Annotated in this window: 18 protein-coding genes; 7 read left to right on the forward strand and 11 right to left on the reverse strand. The window is 63.8% G+C overall.

Annotation, left to right across the window (positions count from 1 at the left end):
• Window positions 1–8: 8 nt before the first annotated feature.
• Together XI03_RS37805 and XI03_RS37810 are read right to left on the reverse strand one after the other, a co-directional pair.
• Window positions 9–1,700 carry a benzoate-CoA ligase family protein gene (locus XI03_RS37805; RefSeq protein ID WP_271594966.1) on the reverse strand — a complete coding sequence of 564 codons (1,692 nt, stop codon included), beginning with the start codon at window positions 1,698–1,700 and terminating at the stop codon, window positions 9–11.
• A gap of 136 nt (window positions 1,701–1,836) precedes the next feature.
• Window positions 1,837–2,355 carry a MarR family winged helix-turn-helix transcriptional regulator gene (locus tag XI03_RS37810; protein ID WP_271594967.1) on the reverse strand — a complete coding sequence of 173 codons (519 nt, stop codon included), beginning with the start codon at window positions 2,353–2,355 and terminating at the stop codon, window positions 1,837–1,839.
• 251 nt (window positions 2,356–2,606) lie between these two features.
• On the opposite strand from XI03_RS37810, the gene XI03_RS37815 reads away from it, so the two are divergent.
• Together XI03_RS37815 and XI03_RS37820 are read left to right on the forward strand one after the other, a co-directional pair.
• The gene (locus XI03_RS37815; protein WP_271594968.1) at window positions 2,607–3,782 is read left to right on the forward strand and encodes an ABC transporter substrate-binding protein; all 1,176 of its coding nucleotides are present in this window, start codon (window positions 2,607–2,609) and stop codon (window positions 3,780–3,782) included.
• 28 nt (window positions 3,783–3,810) lie between these two features.
• Window positions 3,811–4,266, forward strand: coding sequence for a cupin domain-containing protein (locus tag XI03_RS37820; RefSeq protein ID WP_091959420.1), 456 nt, complete (start codon window positions 3,811–3,813; stop codon window positions 4,264–4,266).
• 110 nt (window positions 4,267–4,376) lie between these two features.
• On the opposite strand, the gene XI03_RS37825 is transcribed toward XI03_RS37820, so the two are convergent.
• The 4 genes from XI03_RS37825 to XI03_RS37840 form a co-directional block, all read right to left on the reverse strand.
• Window positions 4,377–5,627, reverse strand: coding sequence for a flavin-dependent oxidoreductase (locus tag XI03_RS37825; protein WP_271594969.1), 1,251 nt, complete (start codon window positions 5,625–5,627; stop codon window positions 4,377–4,379).
• 55 nt (window positions 5,628–5,682) lie between these two features.
• The gene (locus tag XI03_RS37830; RefSeq protein ID WP_271594970.1) at window positions 5,683–8,034 is read right to left on the reverse strand and encodes a bifunctional salicylyl-CoA 5-hydroxylase/oxidoreductase; all 2,352 of its coding nucleotides are present in this window, start codon (window positions 8,032–8,034) and stop codon (window positions 5,683–5,685) included.
• A gap of 97 nt (window positions 8,035–8,131) precedes the next feature.
• Window positions 8,132–8,968 carry an enoyl-CoA hydratase family protein gene (locus XI03_RS37835; protein WP_038971965.1) on the reverse strand — a complete coding sequence of 279 codons (837 nt, stop codon included), beginning with the start codon at window positions 8,966–8,968 and terminating at the stop codon, window positions 8,132–8,134.
• A gap of 31 nt (window positions 8,969–8,999) precedes the next feature.
• Complete coding sequence (locus tag XI03_RS37840) at window positions 9,000–9,761, reverse strand: SDR family NAD(P)-dependent oxidoreductase (RefSeq protein ID WP_028142588.1); 762 nt, start codon at window positions 9,759–9,761, stop codon at window positions 9,000–9,002.
• A gap of 196 nt (window positions 9,762–9,957) precedes the next feature.
• Between XI03_RS37840 and XI03_RS37845 the strand changes: the two genes are divergently transcribed.
• The 5 genes from XI03_RS37845 to XI03_RS37865 are packed head-to-tail and all read left to right on the forward strand — an operon-like array spanning window position 9,958 to window position 15,685.
• The gene (locus tag XI03_RS37845; RefSeq protein WP_271595000.1) at window positions 9,958–10,773 is read left to right on the forward strand and encodes an alpha/beta fold hydrolase; all 816 of its coding nucleotides are present in this window, start codon (window positions 9,958–9,960) and stop codon (window positions 10,771–10,773) included.
• A gap of 12 nt (window positions 10,774–10,785) precedes the next feature.
• Complete coding sequence (locus tag XI03_RS37850) at window positions 10,786–12,075, forward strand: acyl-CoA dehydrogenase family protein (protein ID WP_038947170.1); 1,290 nt, start codon at window positions 10,786–10,788, stop codon at window positions 12,073–12,075.
• A gap of 2 nt (window positions 12,076–12,077) precedes the next feature.
• The gene (locus tag XI03_RS37855) at window positions 12,078–13,604 is read left to right on the forward strand and encodes a class I adenylate-forming enzyme family protein (RefSeq protein ID WP_271594971.1); all 1,527 of its coding nucleotides are present in this window, start codon (window positions 12,078–12,080) and stop codon (window positions 13,602–13,604) included.
• Window positions 13,601–14,689 carry an NAD/NADP-dependent octopine/nopaline dehydrogenase family protein gene (locus XI03_RS37860; protein WP_271594972.1) on the forward strand — a complete coding sequence of 363 codons (1,089 nt, stop codon included), beginning with the start codon at window positions 13,601–13,603 and terminating at the stop codon, window positions 14,687–14,689. The genes XI03_RS37855 and XI03_RS37860 overlap by 4 nt, the downstream gene beginning before the upstream one ends.
• A 3-nt stretch (window positions 14,690–14,692) precedes the next feature.
• Entirely contained in the window at window positions 14,693–15,685 is a 993-nt protein-coding gene (locus XI03_RS37865) for a 3-hydroxybutyryl-CoA dehydrogenase (RefSeq protein ID WP_271594973.1), read from the forward strand.
• Here XI03_RS37865 and XI03_RS37870 read toward each other — a convergent pair.
• From XI03_RS37870 to ilvD, 5 genes are all read right to left on the reverse strand, one after another.
• Window positions 15,682–16,728: a peptidase M29 gene (locus XI03_RS37870; protein ID WP_271594974.1), complete on the reverse strand. Its 1,047-nt coding sequence runs from the start codon at window positions 16,726–16,728 to the stop codon at window positions 15,682–15,684. The two genes, XI03_RS37865 and XI03_RS37870, sit on opposite strands and share 4 nt — an antisense overlap.
• Before the next feature lie 35 nt (window positions 16,729–16,763).
• Window positions 16,764–17,528: an ABC transporter permease gene (locus tag XI03_RS37875; protein WP_442869792.1), complete on the reverse strand. Its 765-nt coding sequence runs from the start codon at window positions 17,526–17,528 to the stop codon at window positions 16,764–16,766.
• On the reverse strand, window positions 17,528–18,313 hold the full coding sequence (locus XI03_RS37880) for an ABC transporter permease (RefSeq protein WP_271594976.1): 786 nt from the start codon (window positions 18,311–18,313) through the stop codon (window positions 17,528–17,530). The genes XI03_RS37875 and XI03_RS37880 overlap by 1 nt, the downstream gene beginning before the upstream one ends.
• Window positions 18,310–19,155, reverse strand: a complete 846-nt coding sequence (locus tag XI03_RS37885) for an ABC transporter ATP-binding protein (protein ID WP_271594977.1) — start codon at window positions 19,153–19,155, stop codon at window positions 18,310–18,312. Before XI03_RS37885 ends, XI03_RS37880 begins: the two co-directional genes overlap by 4 nt.
• A 123-nt stretch (window positions 19,156–19,278) precedes the next feature.
• On the reverse strand, window positions 19,279–20,973 hold the full coding sequence (gene ilvD / locus XI03_RS37890; protein ID WP_152102611.1) for a dihydroxy-acid dehydratase: 1,695 nt from the start codon (window positions 20,971–20,973) through the stop codon (window positions 19,279–19,281).
• Window positions 20,974–20,976: the final 3 nt, after the last annotated feature.

Here is a 20,976-nt window from a genome sequence, read left to right on the forward strand (position 1 = left end):
TCCCTCTCTCATTCCGCCGCGACGCCTGAGGACGTTGCCGCGGCCTGCGCCAGGTGCCGCAAGGCAAAGCGCTTCAATTTTCCGGTCTCGGTCTTGGGTAGTTGCGTCACGAATTCGATGGCACGCGGATATTTGTACGGCGCGATCTCGCGTTTGACATGTTCCTGCAACTCGGTCACGAGCTCTGCGTCCGGCGTCACGCCGGGCGTCACGACGACATAGGCCTTCACGATCATGCCGCGCGCCTCGTCGGGGGCGCCGACCACGCCGCACTCGGCGACCGCCGGATGCGTGAGCAGCGCCGCCTCGACATCCGTGCCCGCGATATTGTAGCCGGCCGACACGATCATGTCGTCGGAGCGCGACTGGTACCAGAAATAGCCGTCATTATCCATCAGGTAGGTGTCGCCGGTGATGTTCCAGCCGTTCCTGACGTATTTGCGCTGCCGCTCGTCGGCGAGATAGCGGCATCCGGTCGGCCCGCGCACCGCGAGGTTCCCCATCGTGCCCGGCGGCAAATCATGGCCGTCATCGTCGACGATCTTGGCCTCATAGCCCGGCACGGGCTTGCCCGTTGCGCCGGGACGGATTTCGTCCTCGGTCGCGCTGATGAAGATGTGCAGCAATTCAGTCGAGCCGATGCCGTCCATCAGCTTGATCCCCGTCGCCTTGAGCCAGGCGTCGAAGGTCGGCTTGGGCAGCGTCTCGCCTGCGGAAACACATTTGCGAAGCGAGGAGATGTCGCGGCCAGCCAGCTTGCCGATCATCGCCCGGTAAGCGGTCGGCGCCGTGAAGCAGACCGTGGTCTTGTATTGCTCGATCGCCGTCAGGATATCGTCCGGCGTCGTCTTCTCCAGCACCACGAAAGAGGCGCCGATATGCATCGGAAACAGCACACCGCCGAAGCCGAAGGTGAACGCGAGCGGCGCCGAGCCGACGAAGCGATCCTTCTGTTCGGCTCGCAGGATGTTGCGCGCATAGCCGTCGCAGACCGCGAGCATGTCGCGGTGGAAATGCATGGTGCCCTTGGGATCGCCTGTCGTGCCGGACGTAAAGGCGATCAGACAGACGTCGTCGGAGGCGGTATCGATGGCCTTGAACTCCGGACTCGCGTCCGCGCTGAGCGCTTCGAGCGAGTCCGTCGCGCCATTGCCCCAATAAACGACTCGCTTGAGATTCGGCGCCGCAGCTTTCGCCTTCTCCATTTCCTCGGCGAGCTTTCCGTCGCACAGCGCCAGCGTGATCTCCGCCTTCTGGATCGGATATGACAGCTCCTTGGCGCGCAAGAGCGGCATCGTGGCCACGACAATGCCGCCGGCCTTGATGACCGCGAGATAGGTCGCGACCATCATGGGATTGTTGGCGGAGCGTAGCAGCACGCGTCCGCCGGGGACGAGACCAAGCTTGCCGACCAGCACGTTGGCGATGCGGTTCACCAGCGCTTGCAGCTCGCGATAGGTGTAACTGACGGCGGGACTGATGACGCAGGGCGCCTCGCCATGTCCCTGCTCGACCCAGCGATCGAGGAAATAACTGACGCAGTTCAATCGCGGCGGATAGCGCAGCTCCGGCCGTGTGAAGATGAACTCGGGCCAGAACTCGCGTGGCGGCAGATGCTGCCGCGCAAACGTATCGACATGGGCCGTCGCAGCGTTGCCGTCATGCGAGCCCGACACTTGAATCTTGGCGGCGTTGGCCATCGCACGCTCCTTTCAGCATGGATTGCACCCGGCAGCACGATCTGGGAAACATTTTAGGCTTAAAACAATTCGGCGCAATAGCGGATTTTGGGCGCCCCGTGCTTTTTCCTGCGGCAAAAGGGGTTGGGGGCGGTTCTTACGGCCGGCGGCGCGCGGCCGATTTCTGCGCCGACGCCTTGGTCTTGGCGAGCAGCCGCATTAACTCGCGCACATCCTTCGGCGAGAGGTCGGCGAAGAGATCGGCGATCCAGGTCTCGTGCTCCGCAGCCATCTTGCGGAACTCGGCGCGACCGAGTTTCGTGAGGCGGATCACCTGGACACGGCGGTCCGTCTCCGAGGTCCGACGATCGAGATGGCCGGATTCCACGAGGCGCTCGACGAGACCGGTGACATTGCCGTTGGATACCATCATCCGCTTGGAGACATCGGATAGCGTCATGCCGTCAGGCGCCTTGTCGAGCTGAGCCATCAGATCGAAGCGGGGCAGCGTGACGTCGAACCGCTGCCGCAGCCGGCCGCGAACCTCGCCCTCGATCAGGGTGGTGCAGGTCAGAAGGCGCAGCCACAGCCGAAGCTCGTCGGCATGGTCCTCCGGCGTTTCGACGGCCTTGGTCTCGGAATCGAGCATCTCGGTGCATTCACTCTCGGCGGGCATTGGCGCCGGCACGGATTCCCCAACATTTTGAGCTTCAAATAAATCGACGCCGGCCGCAAGTCCAAAGCTGCAACAATCGACCGCACGCGACTTTCTTTAGGCTTCAAATAATTGGCGCGCCGCTTGCATGCGCCGCTTCCGCGGGATGGCGACACTTTGAGCGCTCCTTGCCGCGGCCACCATCATCGGCATAAGCTTGGATTAAAGTACGTGGCTTGCAGCGCAAGCCCTGATGTCACGGGGGACAGATCATGAAGACGCAATTGACCTTGGCCGCAACTGCCCTGCTGGTCGGCACCGCAATGACCCCTGCCCTCGCCCAGGAGAAGATCAAGCTCGGGGTGATCGTGACTCTGTCGGGACCAGCCGCAGCGCTTGGCCAGCAAGTTCGCGACGGCTTTGCGCTCGCCGTAAAGGACCTCGGCAGCAAGATGGGCGGCCGTGACGTCGAGGTCGTGGTGGTCGATGACGAACTGAAGCCGGACGCGGCGGTGACCAAGGTCAAGGGTCTGCTCGAACGCGACAAGGTCGACTTCGTGATCGGCCCGATCTTCTCCAACATCCTGCAGGCGATCCACCGGCCCGTGACGGAGTCGAGGACCTTCCTGATCAGCCCCAACGCGGGCCCGTCGACCTTTGCCGGCAAGGACTGCAACCCGTTCTTCTATGTGACCTCGTACCAGAACGATCAGGTGCACGAGATCCTCGGCAAGGTCGCGCAGGATCGCGGCTACAAGCGCATGTACCTGATGGTCCCGAACTATCAGGCCGGCAAGGATTCCGTGGCGGGGTTCAAGCTCGACTACAAGGGCGAGATCGTCGAGGAATCCTACATGCCGCTGAACACGCTGGACTTCCAGCCGGAGCTTTCCAAGATCTCCTCGCAGAAGCCCGATGCCCTCTTCACGTTCATGCCGGGCGGCCTCGGCGTCAATCTCGTCAAGCAATACCGGCAGGCGGGCCTTGCTGACAGCATTCCGGTGCTGTCGGCGTTCACGGTGGATGAATCGACCTTGCCGGCACAGCAGGACGCCGCTGTCGGCATGTTTGGCGGCGCCAACTGGGCGCCCAATCTGGACAATCCCCCGAACAAGAAGTTCGTCGCGTCCTACGAGGCCGCCTATAACGTCGTGCCTGGCACCTACGCCTTCCAGGCGTATGACGCCGCGATGCTGATCGACAGCGCGGTCAAGGCCGTGAAGGGCGATCTGTCGAACAAGGACGCGGTCCAGGCCGCGCTGAAGAAAGCCGACTTCACCTCGCTGCGCGGCACCTTCAAGTTCAACACCAACGGCTATCCGATCCAGGATTTCTATCTGACCAAGGTTGCCAAGCGTCCGGACGGCAAGTTCCAGACGGAGATCGTGCAGAAGGTCTTCGAGAATTACGGCGACCGCTACGCCAAGGACTGTAAGGCGGCGAACTGAAGCCGCGACGGGTTACGGGAGGACTTCAATGAGCAGCGAAATCACCGGCATCACGCGCGCCAATGAGGGGATCCAGGGTATTTCCTGGAACATCCTCGGTCAAACCTACGTGCCGAAGAGCAAGACCGAGCACAGCTTCTCCTGGCATGCGACCTTGCCGCCGGGCACGTTCGTGCCGCCGCACATTCACCCCGACCAGGATGAATATCTCTACATGCTGGAGGGCAAGCTCGATTTCATGCTCGGCAATTCGGAGTCGCAGGCCACCGCCGGCGACCTGATCCGCCTCGGCATGGGCGTGCCGCACGGCATCTTCAACAAGTCGGAGCAGACCGCAAAAGTGCTGTTCTGGGTGTCTCCGACCAGAAAACTGTTCGACCTGTTCTGGGGCCTTCACAACATGAAGGAACAGAAGCCGGAAGACGTGGTGGCGATGGCGGCCGAGTTCAACATCCACTTCCTGCCGCCGCCTCCCGGTGGCTAAGGCGCGATGAGATCACGATGAACCGTCATCGCGCTTTAGATTATTGTTTGAGCATGATCCTTTCGGAAAACCGCCTCGCACTTTTCCGGATCATGCTCTAGCCGCGAGTCTTAGGCGCGCACCGCCGCGAGCCCCGGCACTGCGGCGAAGCCCGCCTTGGTGGCGTAGCCGCGCACGATGGCCTCGCGCTGGGAATAGCTCAGGACGTTGTCGACATTGTCGAAGCCGTCGGGCGCGAGCTGCTCGACGGCGTCGATGACGCCCTCGGGGCCGCCCCGGCGATTGGAGCGCACGATATCCGCCGTCATCGGCAGGCGCTTCTTCTCGTATTCGAGTAGCGCCTGGCGCGGATGCTCGGCGCGCACCAGCGCGTCGGCAAGGCAACGCGCATCGAGGATCGCCTGCGAGGCGCCATTCGAGCCGACCGGATACATGGGGTGCGCGGCGTCGCCGAGTAGCGTGACGCGTCCCGACGACCAATAGGGCAAGGGATCGCGGTCGCAGGTCGGATATTCGTAGAATTCGGGCGTCGCCGAGATCAGGCTCTTCACGTCGACATAGGGCACCGAGAAGCGGGCGACGTGCGGCATCAGCTCCTCGCGGCGGCCCGGCCGCGACCAGTCTTCCTTCCGCGGTGGTGGCGCATTGCCCTCGCCCACCTTCACCAGCACGGCCCAGTTGGTCAGGCGGCTCGCCGGGCTCGATCCCTCCGCGATGGGGTAGATCACCACCTTGGCATTGAGGCCACCGGCCACGATCATCGATTTGCCGGTGAGGAACAGCGGCCAGTCGCGCGCACCGCGCCACAGCATCAAGCCGTTCCAGCACGGCGGTCCCTCGTTCGGGAACAACGTCTCTCGGACGCGGGAATGAATGCCGTCGGCGCCGATCAGGATATCGCCGCGCGCCGTGTGGACATGCGCGCCGGCACGATCGAAAAAGTAAGCGGTGACGCCGCCCTCGTCCTGGGTGAAAGCGCCGAGCCTGCAGCCGGTGAGGATCGCCTCGTGCCCGAGCCGCTCCTCGACGGCGCGATGGATGACGCCCTGAAGACGGCCGCGATGGATCGAGAATTGCGGCACGTCGTGACCGGCGTCGATGCCGCGGGCTTCGCGCCAGACCTCCTGGCCATGGCGGTTGAGATAATAGAGCTGGTCGGTGCGAACAGCGACATCGTCGAGTTTCTGAAGCAGGCCGAGTCCGGCGAGCTCGCGCATGGCATGCGGCAGCGTATTGATGCCGACGCCGAGCTCACGAATGGTGTCGGCTTGCTCGAAAATCTCGCATCCGATGCCACGCGAACGCAGCATCAGCGCCGTGGTGAGGCCACCGATACCGCCACCGACGATAATCGCCTTCATCGCCCTTACTCCACTCGAAACATGCCAGGCAATGAGGTTAACGTCGCACGGGCGGTTACTCCGCCGCAAGCGGCTTTGTCGTCTCCGCCTTGAGCTCGGCCCGGGTCTTGGGCTTAGCCTTAATGCGCAGCTCCTCCAGATCCTGCCGGTCGCGGACGCTGTTGCGGAAAATCTGATCCATACCGGGCAGATATTGCGGCGGGCAGAACGCGTCCTTTGCCCCGTACCAGGCCGCCGCCCTCATGGTGAAGAACGGATCGACCAGATGCGGCCGCCCAAGCGCCACGAGATCGGCCCTTCCGGCGGCCAGGATGGTATTGGCCTGGTCCGCCGTCGTGATATTGCCGACGCACATCGTAGCGACGCGCGCCTCGTTGCGGACCTGATCCGAGAACGGCGTCTGGAACATGCGGCCGTAGATCGGCTGCGCATCGCGGACGGTCTGCCCGGTCGAGACATCGACCAGATCGACGCCGGCTTCGGCGAAAGCGCGCGCAACCGCCACCGCGTCGTCGCCGGTGATGCCTCCATCGGCCCAGTCAGTCGCGGAGATGCGTACCGACATGGGCTTGTGCGACGGCCAGACCGCGCGGAGCGCCTCGAAGATCTCGCGCGGGAAGCGCAGACGGTTGTCGAGCGAGCCGCCGTATTCGTCCGTCCTGGTGTTCGTCAGCGGCGAGATGAAGCTGGCGAGCAGATAGCCGTGGGCACAATGCAGCTCCAGCATGTCGAAGCCGCAGCGCTCGCCGCGCTCAGCCGACGCAACGAAAGCGTCCCTCACCGCGTTCATGCCGGCGCGATCGAGCTCGCGCGGCACCTGGCTGTCGGGAAAATAGGGGAGCGGCGATGCGGAGAACACGTCCCAGCCGCCTTCGTCCAGCGGGCGATCCATGCCGTCCCACATCAGCTTGGTCGCGCCCTTGCGGCCGGCGTGGCCCAACTGGAGGCAGATCTTTGCGGCCGAATTGCCGTGGACGAAGTCCACGATGCGCCGCCACGCCGCCTCCTGCTCGTCGTTCCACAGGCCGGTGCAGCCCGGCGTGATCCGGGCGTCGCGGCTGACGCAGGTCATCTCCGTGAAGATCAGGCCGGCGCCACCGATCGCACGCGATCCGTAGTGCACGAGGTGGAAGTCGGTCGGCACGCCCTCCTTGGCCGAGTACATGCACATCGGCGACATCACCGCGCGATTGGCGATCTCCATCTCGCGCAGCCGGAACGGCTGGAACAACGGCACTGCAGGCTTTTTGGTATCGACGTCAAAGCCGCTGTCGCGAACCTGTCTGGCAAATGACTTCTCGACTTCGGCCACGAAATCGGGCGCCCGGAGCTTGAGATTGTCATAGGTGATCGCCTTCGAGCGCGTCATCACGCCGAAGGCAAACTGCACGGGGTCAAAATCCCAGAAGCGGTCGACATGCTCGAACCAGACCAGCGAGACGTCGGCGGCATGCTGCGTCTTCTCCACCTCCTCACGGCGGCCGTGCTCATAGAGATCGAGCGCCGCCTCGGTGCTCGGCGCGTTCTCCATCGCCTCGGCCAGCGCAATCGCGTCTTCCATCGCGAGCTTGGTACCGGAGCCGATCGAAAAATGCGCGCTCGCCTTGGCGTCGCCGAGCAGCACCATGTTGTCCTTGACCCAGCGCTTGCTGCGGATCATCGGGAAATTGCGCCACATCGAACGGTTGATGAGCAGCTTGTGTCCATCGAGGAACCAGCCAAAAATCTCGGCCATCCGCGCGGCGGACTGCGTCTCGTCCAGCCCCGTGAGGCCAGCCCGCTCGAACGTCTCGGGATCGGTCTCGAAGATCCAGGTCGAGTGTCCGGCCTCATACTGATAGGCGTGGGCGATGAACGGCCCCCACTCGGTCTCCTGGAAGATGAAGGTGAAGGCGTCGAGCGGCTTGGTCGAGCCCATCCAGGCGAACTTGTTGGAGCGGAGGTCGACCTCCGGCTGGAAATGATCGATGTATTTCTCGCGGAAGCGGCTGTTGATGCCGTCGGCGATCAGGACGAGATCGGCGTCGGCGAACCGGGATTCGTCGTCGATGTCCACCTCGAAGTGCAGGACGACGCCAAGCTCGCGGGCCCGTTCCTGAAGGATCAGGAGCAGCTTGCTTCGGGAGCAGCCGCAAAAGCCGTTACCGCCGACCCGGTGGACCGTGCCGCGGAAATGCACGGCGATGTCGTCCCAGTATGCGAACTCCTGGGTGATGCGGCGATAACTCGGCAGATCGTGTTTTTCGAAATTGTCCAGCGTGGCATCGGAGAAGACCACGCCGAAGCCGAAGGTGTCGTCGGCCCGATTGCGCTCATACACCGTGATGTCGGCGCCCGGGCGCTGCTTCTTGAGCAGGATCGCAGCGTAGAGACCCGCGGGTCCGCCACCGATGATCGCGACTTTCATGGGAGCCTCGCCAATTCACCCGGCCATGAAACTATTTTAAGCCTAAAATAATTTCGCGCAAGTCCCCCTTGCTGGCCGGCTCGGACAAAGACGCCGTTTAGTCGCCCCTGAATACCGGCTTGACCTTGTTGGCGAAGGCCTCGAAGGCGCGCTCGAAATCGGCTGTGGTCATGCACAGGGCCTGGGCAACGGCTTCCGCCTCGATCGCCTCCTCCACCGACATTGCCCATTCCATCGCCAGCATCCGCTTGGTCATGGTGTTGGCGAAGGTCGGCCCTTCCGCGATCTGCTTGGCCAGGACCTGCGCCTGGGGCAGCACCTGCTCCGGCGTCACGATGCGGCTGAAGAAGCCCCAGCGCTCGCCCTCCTCCGCGGTCATGAACCGGCCGGTGTAGAGCAGTTCGGAGGCGCGGGACTGCCCGATGATCCGCGGCAGGATCGCGCAGGCGCCCATGTCGCAACCGGCAAGGCCCACCTTGTTGAACAGGAAAGCAACCTTGGTCCCGCTTGCCGCGAGGCGCATGTCCGATGCCATGGCGACGATCGCACCGGCCCCGGCACAGATTCCCTCGACCGCGGCTATGATCGGCTGCGGGCAGGCCCGCATCGCCTTGACGAGGTCGCCGGTCATCCGCGTGAAGGCCGTCAGCCCCTTGGTGTCCATCTTCACCAGCGGGCCGATGATCTCGAACACGTCACCACCGGACGAGAAATTGCCGCCCGCGCCGGTGACGACGATGGATTTGACCTCGTCGTCGAAGGCGCAAGCGCGGAAGAAATCGGTCAGTTCCCGGTAGCTTTCGAACGTCAGCGGATTCTTTCGTTCGGGCCGGTTGAGCGTGACCGTCGCGACGCCGTCGACCACCGCCAGCACGAAGTGCTGCGGCGAATAGTCCGCGAGCGGAATGGTGACGGGATTTGCTGGTCTGCTCATGCGATCTCCTTGGTGTGTTCGTTCCGCGCCGCTAGATTTCGCCGCCAGCCACCGCGATTGCCTGCCCGGTAATCGCACTGGCTCCTTGCCCGCACAGCCACAGCACGGAATCCGCCACCTCTTGAGGCGCGATCAGGCGCCCTTGCGGATTGTGCTTGGCGAGTTCGGCGATCGCCTGCTCGCGGCTTCGTCCCGTCTTGGTCATGATGTTCTCGATGCTGCCGGCTACGAGGTCGGTGTCGGTGAAGCCCGGGCAAACCGCATTCACGGTCACATTGCTACCGGCCAGCTCGAGCGCAAGCGAACGAACGAGACCGACCGCGGCGTGCTTGGCCGCAGTGTATGCGCTGACATAGGCATAGCCCTTGAGCCCCGCGGTCGACGCAATCACGACGATGCGGCCATACGGACGATCCTTCATGCCCGGCAGCACGCCGTGGATGGCATGGACGACGCCCATGAAATTGATGTCCATCATGCGCGCAAACAGGGCACTGTCCGATTTCACGAATGGTGCGGATTCGGCGCTGCCCGCATTGGCGATCAGGATATCGATCGGCTTTCGCGCGCTGGCCTCGCTAATGGCGGCCTTCAACGACGCTTCGTCCGAAACATCGGCGACGGCCGCAAAATGCGCGGCGCCTGCATTGACCGCCTCTTCGAGGACCGCGGAGTTCCGACCGACTATCGTCACAGTGGCGCCGGCGCCGACGAGGGCCGCCGCGATCGCACGGCCGATGCCGCGGCCACCACCGGTCACCAGTGCGTGCGGCGAGTGCGGCAATCCGGACATGCGCTGGCTCCCTCGGATCCGATGATCGTTCCTCCGATATATTTTAACCTTCAAATTTTTGCAACGAAAGCGGCGCCTCGCGGCGGCGAACGTCGGGGCACGAGAGGGCGGCCCGAAAATTGCTTTAAGTATAAAATTATCGCTTCCCATCCCCCACAGGCCTGTTAGCATCAAGGGCCAAGCAAAAGGATGTCGCGTGTCGCAGCCTGCGCCAATGATAACAAAGGACGGACGCTTCGCCTACGAAGCCGCGGGCGATCCGGATGCGATACCTCTGATCTTCCTTCATGGCATCGGCGGCGCAGCGCGGGCCTGGCGGCGGCAACTTGCCACGTTCGGCGACCGCTTCCGCGCAATCGCATGGGATATGCCGGGTTACGGCAGATCGGCACCGCTCGCCAGCGTCAGCATTGCTGCCCTGGCGGAGGCGCTCCAGCAATTCATTGAGCAACTCGATGCAACCAGACCCATTCTGGTCGGTCACTCGATCGGCGGCATGATCGTGCAGAAATGGCTGGTGCAATCGCCAAAGCTGGCGCGCGCGGTCGTACTGGCGCAGACCAGCCCGGCCTTCGGCAAGGCCGACGGCGACTGGCAGAAATCGTTCATCGCGGCGCGGCTCGGGCCGCTCGATCGCGGAGAGACGATGAAGTCGCTGGCGCCCTCGCTGGTGAAGGAGCTTGTCGGGGACGATCCCGATCCGAACGGAATGGTGCTTGCACGCGAATGCATGGGGAGCGTGCCCGAGGCAAGCTATCGTGCCATGATGCTGGCTCTCATCGGCTTCGACCAGCGCAGCACGCTTGCGAATATTTCCGTCCCAACGCTGCTGCTGTCGGGTTCCAAGGACAACAATGCGCCCGCGCCGATGATGGCAAAGACTGCGAACTACATCCCTGGTGCTGAATATGTCGAGCTCGCTGGCGTCGGCCATCTCGCCAACCTCGAGCGCCCCGAGGCCTTTGACGAGGCCCTCGGCCGGTTCCTGAACTCTCTCGCGACCAAAGCGTAAGGTGACCGCGCAATGACCATGCAAGTCAGCAAGACGATCGGCACGACTGACAAGGTGGCGCTGGATGCGCCGATCTTCGATCCCGTTGCATTCCGCCTCAGCGACGAGCAGGCTGGCATCGTTACGCGGGCAAGAGAGATCGGTCAGAGCGTGTTCGCCGCTCGCGCCGCCACCTACGATCGCGAGGCGACCTTTCCGATCGAGAATTATCGCGACCTGCACCGCGTCGGTCTGCTCGGCATTGCCGTTCCCAAGAAACACGGTGGGCTCGGCGCGAACTACCAGACCTATGCTTTGGCGGCCGCCGAGATCGGCCGCTATTGCGGCGCGACCGCGCTGACCTGGAACATGCACGTGTGCTCGACCCTCTGGTCGGGGCCCCTCGCCGACGATCTCGACATGGACGCCGGGACCCGGGCCGAGCACGAGCGGCGTCGCGCAGTCCACTACAAGCGCATCGTCGAGGATGGTGCGATCTATTCGCAACCCTTCTCCGAGGGTGGAGCGGCCGCCGCAGGCGGCGTCGCCTTCGGCACGGAAGCAAGGCCGGTCGAGGGCGGCTGGATCGTCAACGGCAAGAAGATTTTTGCATCGCTCTCCGGCCATGCCGACTATTACGGCGTGCTCTGCACTGAGATCGAGGAAGGCGAGAAGGCCTCGCGCCGCAACACGCTTTACCTCGCGATCTCCGCCAAATCGGAAGGCGTCTCTGTCGTCGGTGACTGGGACCCGCTCGGCATGCGCGGAACGGTTTCGCGGACGCTCCTGTTCAAGGACGTGTTCGTGCCGGCCGACTCTGCACTGATGCCGCGCGGCGTCTATTTCCAGGCCGCGATGCGCTGGCCTCACATGTTCCTCACGTTGTCGCCGACCTATATGGGCCTGGCGCAAGCGGCCTATGATTTCACCGTGCGTTATCTGCGCGGCGAAGTGCCGGGCATGCCGCCGGTCAAGCGCCGGATGTATCCGACCAAGCAGATCGCGGTCGCGCAGATGCAGATCAAGCTCGAGCAGGTCAAGGCGATCTGGTTCCAGGCCGTCACCGAAGCCTGCGCCAATCCGAGCAAGGAGCAGGTGTTGCGGGCCTATGCCGCGCAATATTCGGTGATGGAAGGCGCCAATGAGCTTGCCGCGCTCGCGATCCGCACCTGCGGCGGTCAGGCCATGCTTCGCTCGCTGCCGCTGGAACGGATCTACCGCGACAGCCGCTGCGGCTCGCTGATGCTGCCCTGGACCGCCGAGCTCTGCCTCGACCGGATCGGACGCGAGGCGCTGTATGAGACCGGCGAGACGGACGACTGACGGTGGACCTCTGCAGTCTGATCGATCGCAACGCGGCGTTCGCGCCAGACAAGACAGCCATTGCCTTCGAAGGGGAACGGCTGAGCTATGCGGCGTTCGCCGCGCGCATCGAACGCACCGCGACGGCATTGAAACAGGAGCTCGGCGTCGGCCGCGGCGACCGCGTCGCTATCCTCAGCCTGAACCGACCCGACTATCTTGTTCTGCTCTACGCCTGCGCGCGGCTGGGTGCGATGCTCGTGCCGCTGAACTGGCGGCTGGCGGTCGCCGAGCAACTCTTCATTCTCGCCGATGCGAGCGCCAAGGTGCTGGTGCTCGAGCGGGCCTTCGAGGGAGTTCTCCCCGAGCTTGCGCCGGGGACGTCCGTTGTCGGCCTCGACTTCACGCCACCTCGCGGCACGACATTCGAAAGCCTGCTCGCGCGCAGCGACGGCGCCGGCCGAAATCCGCACACCGATCTCTCCTGCCCCCTGCTGATCGTCTACACATCGGGGACAACCGGGCGGCCGAAAGGCGCGGTGCTGCGCCAGGAGGCGCTGTTCTGGAACGGCGTCATGAGCCAGCACATGCACAACATGACGTCCGACGATCATGTGCTGACCGTGCTGCCGTTCTTCCACGTCGGCGGCCTCAACATCCAGACCACGCCGGCTCTGCAGCTCGGCGCGACCGTCACGGTCCATGCACGCTTCGCGCCGGAGACCGCGCTTGCGGCCATCGAACAGGAGCGGCCGACACTCACGGTCATGGTGCCTGCGATCATCCAGGCGGTGAGCGAGCATCCCGCCTGGGCGGCCACCGATCTTTCGGCACTCAAAGCCGTCGCCACCGGCTCGACCATCGTGCCTCCGCATCTGATCGAGCGTTTCGTCGCCCGCGATGTGCCGGTGCTTCAGGTCTACGGCTCGACGGAAACCTGCCCGATCGCCGTCTACACGCGGCTAGGCGGCGACCTTTCGCGTGCGGGATCGACCGGTCTTGCCGGCCTGTGCTGCGAAGCGAAGGTGGTCGATCATTCCGGCAACGAGGTGCCGGCAGGCACGCCGGGCGAGATCGCGGTGCGCGGACCCAATGTGTTCTTCGAATATTGGGGCAACGAGGCGGCAACCCGCGACGCATTGCACGACGGCTGGTATCGCACCGGCGACATCGGCCTGTGCGACGCCGACGGCTATTTCTGGGTCCGCGACCGCAAGAAGAACATGATCATTTCGGGGGGAGAGAATGTCTACCCGGCCGAGGTCGAGCGCGTCCTGCTCGAACATCCCGATGTCAGCGAATGCGCCGTGATCGGCCGGCCGGACCCGCGCTGGGACGAGGTGCCGATCGCTTATGTCATCCCCCGATCCGGCTGCCGGCCCGAAGCGAACGAGCTGAGAGCCCATCTCCAGGCGCAACTCGCCCGCTACAAGGTGCCACGCGATATCGTCTTCGTCGCCGACCTGCCGCGCACCGCACTGGGGAAGGTCCAGCATTTCCTGCTGAAGCAGCTTGATGCGCAGTCCCGCGCGCAAGGAGAAGCATCTTGAAGATTGCAGTTCTCGGTGGGGGAAACGGCTCCTTCGCGGCCGCCGGCGATTTTGCGCTGTCGGGGCATGAGGTGCGGCTCTGGCGCCGCGATGCCGGTCAGGTCGCGGCACATCGCGCCGCCGGCTCGCGCATCCTGGTCAAGGATCACAACGGCCGCCACGACGTGACGCTCGCGCTGGTCACGACGGATATCGCCGAGGCCGTCAACGGCACGGAGCTGATCCTGTGCCCCGCTCCTGCCTTCGCACAGACTGATATCGCTCGCCTGCTCGCCCCGCATCTGCGGGACGGTCAGGTCGTATTCTTGCCGCCGGCGACATTCGGCTCGATGATCTTCGCAGAGGCTGCGCGGGAAGCTGGGAACCAGGCCAGGGCAAGCTTTGCCGAGACCGGTACACTGCCGTGGCTCACCCGCAAGCACGGACCGTTCGAGGTCGCGATCACCATCCGCGCCAAGCGGCTTCCAGTCGGCGTGTTCCCGCTCGACCGGGCACCGCATGCGCTCGAAGTCATCGGACGCGCTTTCCCCGATACGATCGAGCCGTGCGGAGACGCGCTGTCCGGGGCGCTGATGAATGCAGGACCCATCATCCATCCGCCGCTGATCGTGATGAATGCCGGTCCAATCGAACATTTCGAGCGCTGGGACATCCATAAGGAAGGCACACAAGCCGCGATCCGGCGGGTGACCGACGCGCTCGACGCGGAACGCATCGCGGTGCGCGAGGCGCTTGGTTACGGTGCACCGCATTTCCCGCTCGCTCATCACTATGCGAAAGAGGGCGAGATCTGGATGTATGGCCGCGGTTCGCATGACCGGCTGACGGATTCAGGGGACTGGCGCGAGCGGATCGTGCTGACGGAGCATCGCTATATGCGCGAGGACCTGCGGCTTGGGCTGTCGCTGCTGGTCTCCGTCGCAGGCCTGGCTGGCGTGACCACGCCGCTGGCCAAAGCATTCCTGTCAATCGGCGGCGCGGTCTGCGGCGAGGATTTTGCGCAAGGTGGCCGAACGCTTGAGACGCTGGGGCTCGACAATCTCAGCAAGGCAGAATTACAGACGCTGCTTCGCAATGGATTCTGACCGATGACCAACCGCGCCAATATCGTCTGTCTGGGGGCTGGCCGCATGGGACGCGGCATCGCGGTCGCGTTTGCCTACGCTGGCCATCAGGTCACAATGATCGACGTCAAGGCCCGTAGCGCAGAAGACTTCGCCAAGCTTGAGGCCGACGCGCTCGGCGAGGTCACGAAGACCTTTGCCAACCTGTCCAAGCTGGGGCTGCTGACGGAGGCCGATGTCGATCCGCTCATCGCGCGCGTCTCGGTGGTGCCCGCCAGCCAGAGCGGGGCAGCGCTATCCGAGGCCGGAATGGTTTTCGAAGGGGTTCCAGAGGTCGTCGAGCTCAAGCGCGAGGTGCTGGGGTCAGCCTCACGGCAGGTCCGACCCGACACGATCATGGCATCGACGACGTCGACCATCCTGGTCGATGATCTCTCCGGCGCGATCGTGACTCCTCGACGCTTCCTCAACGTGCATTGGCTCAATCCGGCCTACCTGATCCCGCTGGTCGAGGTTTCGCCCGGCAGAGCCACCGACCCCGCCATCGTCGACGAGGTCAAGGGACTGCTCGAAGGCATCGGCAAGGTCCCGGTCGTCTGCGCGGCGACGCCCGGCTTCATCGTTCCGCGCATCCAGGCGCTGGCGATGAACGAAGCCGCACGCATGGTCGAGGAAGGCGTCGCCAGTGCCGAGGAGATCGACAAGGCGATCCGCTACGGTTTTGGGTTCCGCTACGCCGTGCTCGGACTGCTCGAGTTCATCGACTGGGGTGGCGGCGATATCTTGTACTACGCCAGTCGCTATCTCGAAGGCGCGCTCGGCAGCGACCGCTACCGCGCGCCGGACGTCATCTCACGCAACATGCATGAAGGCAGGATCGGCTTGCGCACGGGTGCCGGCTTCCTCGACTATTCGGGTATGGACGTTGACGCCTATCGCGTAAAACGGCTTCAGGCCATGGTGGATCTGCTCCGCCACTTCGACCTGGCTCGCCCACCCGTGCTCGACCGCAACTAGCCGAAGACGTCCTGCAACACGCCTTCGCGAACGACCGCGACGCCATCGAGCTCGATGGTCGTTCCCATCATCGGCAGGTCGAAATGCCCCGCCGTGTAGCGGCCGGCGAATTCGTTGGCGCCGGTCGAGAACAGGAAATTGCCGGAGACGGCCCGAATCTCGGTGCCATTGGTGTCGCGCTGGTCGTACATCGACAGCGCTTCATAGCGCGCACCGGGGTTCATGCCGAAACCGACATGCGAGACGGCATAAGCCTCGCGATCGCCCCAGGCAGCAAGATAGGCGCGCATCATCGCGGCATCCGTGCCCTCGCCTTCCAGCTCGACGACATAGTCATCTTTCAAGGTCATCTTCACGGGTGATGTGAGGTAGCGTTTGAAAGTGAGATTGATGTCGCCCGGCGCCATCACCAGCGTGCCGTTGATCGTCCCGCTCTTGGGGAAGCTGACGACGATTCCACCGGGCCAATGCGCCAGCGTGCCGGGCTTGTCGGTCCAGCCCCACACACCGACCGTGGACGCGCCGACCATGTCGACATCCAGCGCCGTGCCGGCCTTCGACGTCACCCGCATCCGCTTGGTCCCCCGCAGCATCTTGGCCGCCGCACGAACGCGCTTCTCGAGCGCGGGATCCGGCACCATCCGCTCCAGCGCCTCGGGATGCTCGTTGGAGATCACCAGGATCCGCGCGCCGGCCTTGAGTATCTCCGGCGTCTCCACCGCATGCATCAGGCCCTCGATGGTGCAATCCACCACGAAGCCGGCCTGCTGAAGCGCGGTAATGACCGGACCAAGCTTCTGGATCGCCTCGCTCGCCCCTGTCGAGCGAACCGGAACGATATTCCGATTGCGCGGTGTCGGCATGACCACGTGAAACGGCCGCGCACCCATGCGCAGCAGCGCGAGCTCCGCCAGATGCACATTCAACGCACGCGACTGGGTTTCCGACAGGATCGCCGCGGTATCGCAGGCCTTGACGGCGCAACGTTCAAAGATCTCGCAGAATGCGTCGATCCATTTTGCCTCGATGCGATCAGCCAGCATGGTTCACTCCCGGTCTTCTGTTCTTCTTGGTCGGTTCACGCCTCGGGAAAGCCCCGCAGCAGGTACGAGCGTAGCGCCCCGAGCAGGCCATTCAGGATCAGGCCCAGCAGCGAGATCGTGATCAGCGGTACGAACATGTCGACGGCCTGGAAGGTTCGCGCCGCGGTCACGAGCGCGTGCCCCAATCCGTCCGTCGACGTGATCATCTCGGCCAGAAACACCACGATGCAGGAAATGACAAGCCCGATCCGGCATCCGGTCAGGATCGACGGCATCGCCGCCGGCAGCACCACCTTGAAGAGGATTTCGTAGCGCGGCGTTCCCGCCGCCATCGCCGACCAGATCAGCTTCTGCTCGACGGTCGACGCGCCGTAATAGGTCGAGAGCAGAATGGGAAAGAGCGCGTCCGCGGCCACCAATGTGATCTTCGACCCGTGGCCGAATCCGAGCAAAAGCAGGAGAGCCGGATAGAGCGCGACCTTGGGCAGTGGGGCCAATACGCGGACGATCGGTCGAACCACGGCATTGATCGCCGGATTGGCGGCGGCGGCAATGCCGATACTGACACCCAGCACGACCGCAATCGCGAACCCTGCAAACAGCCGGATCAGGGTTGCCGCGATCTCCTGCTGAAACGTCCACGTCACGAGCTGCTGGAGCAGCCGGCTGAAGACGAAGCCCGGCGGCGGCAGCAAGACAGCGGGCGCGAAGCCGAACGACACCAGGCCTTGCCACAACGCAATGACCAGCACGATCGGGGCAATCCCAAGAAGGACGCTTGCGGAGAGAATGCGCGACATCACGAAAAGCTCAGCGGCATGTCGAACTGAGGCTCGGACCAACGCACGAGCCTGGCACGAACCCTTTCAAAAATCGCGTCGAGGCAGATTCCCATCGCGCCCACGATGATGATCATCGCAAAGACGGTGTCGTACTGACCCATGTCGAGCGCATTGAACAGGATGTTGCCGGCGCCGGACTGGCGGGCGATCATCTCGCTGGTGATCATCGTGATCAACGCCAGCACCAGTCCCGTGCGGCAGCCGGTCAGGATCTCCGGCAGCGCCGCGGGCAACACGATCCGCACCAGGCGTTGCGCCGGCGAAAGCCCCATCGCGGCACCCGACCACAGCATCTTCTCTTCGACAGCCTTGGCACCCTCGAAGCTGTGATAGATCACGGGGAGGCTGACGCCCAGAAAGATCACCAATGTCTTGGTGACGTCGCCGACGCCCAGCCAAAGCATGATGATCGGCATCAAGGCGGCCTTCGGCACCGGATAAATCACCATCAGGAGCGGATTGAAAAAGGCCGCGACGCCCCGGCTGCGTCCCATCAACAGGCCCAGCGGAATCGAAACCAGCACCGCCACACCGAACCCGATCGCCATGCGGCGAAGCGAGGCCAGGATGTTGATGAGGGATTCCTTGTCGCCGAGAATATCGGGAATTGCCCGGATCGCCTCGGTTGCCGTCGGGAAGCTGTCGTTCTTCAGCGCAAGCGACGCAACCTGCCACGCGGCCAGCAACCCGATGCAGGCCAGCACCGGAGCGGCCCGTCTCATCAAGGTGGCCGACGACATCATGAGGCAGGCCCGGCTTCGTCGCTTTCATCGAACATGCGCTCGATATCGACGATGTATTTCTGATAGCGCGGGTCGAGCAACAGCTCGTTGCGACGGCGCGGTCGCGGCAGATCGAGGTCGATGACCTCGCGGATGCGGCCGGGCGATTTCGACATCATCACGACTTTATCCGAGAGAAAGACGGCTTCGTCTACCGAATGGGTGACGAACAGCACTGTCTTGCGGTCGCGCTCCCAGATGTTGAGAAGGTCGTTCTGCAGGCGCGTCCTTGTGTGCGCGTCGAGCGCGCCGAACGGCTCGTCCATCAGCAGAACTTCGGGATGGTAGGCGAGCGTCCGCGCCAGCGCCACGCGCTGCTTCATGCCGCCCGACAATTCCTTGGGGTAGAAACTCTCATAGCCCTTGAGGCCAACCATCTCGATCAAGGCCCGGCTCTGCGCTTCCGCCTCTGCGGCGCGCACACCTTGCTGACGCGGGCCGTACATCACATTGCCCAGCACGGTCTTCCAGGGGAACAGCGCAAATTCCTGGAACACCGGTCCGCGATCCGGACCGGGCCCCGTGATCGCATGTCCCTTGATCTTCGCCGAGCCGCTGGTCGGGCTGACAAAACCACCGACGATATAAAGCAGTGTCGACTTGCCGCAGCCGGACGGCCCGAGGATGGAGACGAAGGCGCCCTCCTCGATCGTCAGCGAGATGTCGGAAAGCGCCACATGATCCTTGCGCGCCGAGGTCTGAAAGACCTGCGAGACGCGGTCGATCTCGATGATCGCAGAAGCCGGCTCTTGTGATCTCACCGGTCTCACCCATTCGCTCGATCTCGCAGGCACTACCGTCATCCCGTCTCTCGCCTCACTCGCGCGAACATTTCTCGACGAACCCGCTGAACGTTCTCGGTCAGCGGCACGAGCTTAGCAAGAAACCTGCCAGACAGGCGGTCGTTTTCGGACCCGTGCGGTGCGTCATTCGAACCACGGCCATTCTGCCGGGCCTTCATGCGTCACGGCTCCACCCGGCGCCTGCCCAACCAGCCGCGCATACTTTGCAAGCGCGCCTGCCCGGTGACGCGGCGGACGTTGCTTCCAATCTCGTCGCCGCGCTGTGAGTTCCTGCTCATCGAGCAGCACATCCATCCGCCGGTTTGCGGCATCGATCCGGATCCTGTCACCGTCACGAACGAGTGCAAGCGGACCACCAACAAATGCTTCGGGGGCTACGTAGCCGATGCACATGCCGCGGGTCGCGCCAGAGAACCGGCCATCGGTGATCAGCGCGACCTTTTCGCCCATGCCCTGCCCGTAGATCAGCGCAGTGACGCCAAGCATCTCGCGCATGCCCGGACCGCCGACCGGTCCCTCATTGCGGATGACCAGGACCTCGCCTGCCTTGTAGCTGCGGTCACGAACCGACGCGACGCAGGCTTCCTCATCCTCGAAAACGCGCGCCACGCCTTCGAAGAATTGACTCTTCAAACCTGCGACCTTGATCACCGCACCGTCGGGACAGAGATTTCCCTTCAGCACCGCTACGCCGCCGTCAGGCATGATCGGCGCGCGGGCCGCATACACAACTTCTCCATCGGGTGCGTTGGCGGCGTCATACTCTTCGGCAAGTGTGCGGCCGGTGATGGACAAGCAGCTGCCATCGATATGCCCGCTCTGGATCAGCTCACGGATCACGACCGCCGCACCGCCGATGTCGTAGACATCCTTTGCCGTGTATTTGCCCCCGGGCCGCAGATTTCCGATCAACGGCGTCCTGGCGAAGACCTCGCCCACATCATCGATCGTGAATGCAATGCCGGCCTCGTTGGCGATTGCGGGCAGATGCAGCGCGGCGTTGGTCGAGCCACCCGTCGCGGCAACGATCGCCGCACCGTTCTCCAGGGACTTGCGCGTCACGATGTCGCGCGGCAACGGTCCGCCGCGCTCCAGCATCTCCATGATCAGGCGTCCGGCGCGCCGCGATATCTGCGCACGCTCGGCATAGACACCGGGCACCATCGAGACGTTGGGAATGGTCAGGCCCATCGCCTCCGAGACCATTCCCATGGTGTTGGCGGTGAACTGGCCGGCGCAGGCGCCGATCGTCGGCAAGCAGGCACGCTCGATCCGCTCCAGCGTGGCGCCGTCGATCTCACCAGTCATGAAGCTGCCGACGGCCTCATAGGAATCGAGCACCGTCAGCGTGCGCCCATCCACGTGGCCCGGCAGCGCGCTGCCGCCATAGATGAAGATTGAGGGCACGTTGCAGCGAACCATGCCCATCATCACGCCGGGAAGCGTCTTGTCACATCCGCCGTATCCGATCAGCGCGTCGTAGGCCAGACCGTGGACGACGGCCTCGATCGAGTCGGCGATCAGTTCACGCGAAAACAACGAGAACTTCATTCCCTCATGGTTCATGCTGATGCCGTCAGAGACCGACACCGTCGAGAATTCGCGCGGCGTGCCGCCAGCCTCTTCGATACCCGTCTTGGCCGCCGCCACCTGAAAATCGTGTGTCATGTTGCAGGGCGTCTGCTCGCCCTTCATGCTGACGACGCCCACCATCGGCTTGGCAATCGCAGCGTCGTCGAGCCCCATCGCGCGCATGAATGCGCGGTGCGGAGCCCGGTCGAGGCCGTCTGTGGTGACGCGTGATCGCAACTTCTTCATACG

Source organism: Bradyrhizobium sp. CCBAU 65884 (genome assembly GCF_028128835.1).
GTDB lineage: Bacteria > Pseudomonadota > Alphaproteobacteria > Rhizobiales > Xanthobacteraceae > Bradyrhizobium > Bradyrhizobium ottawaense.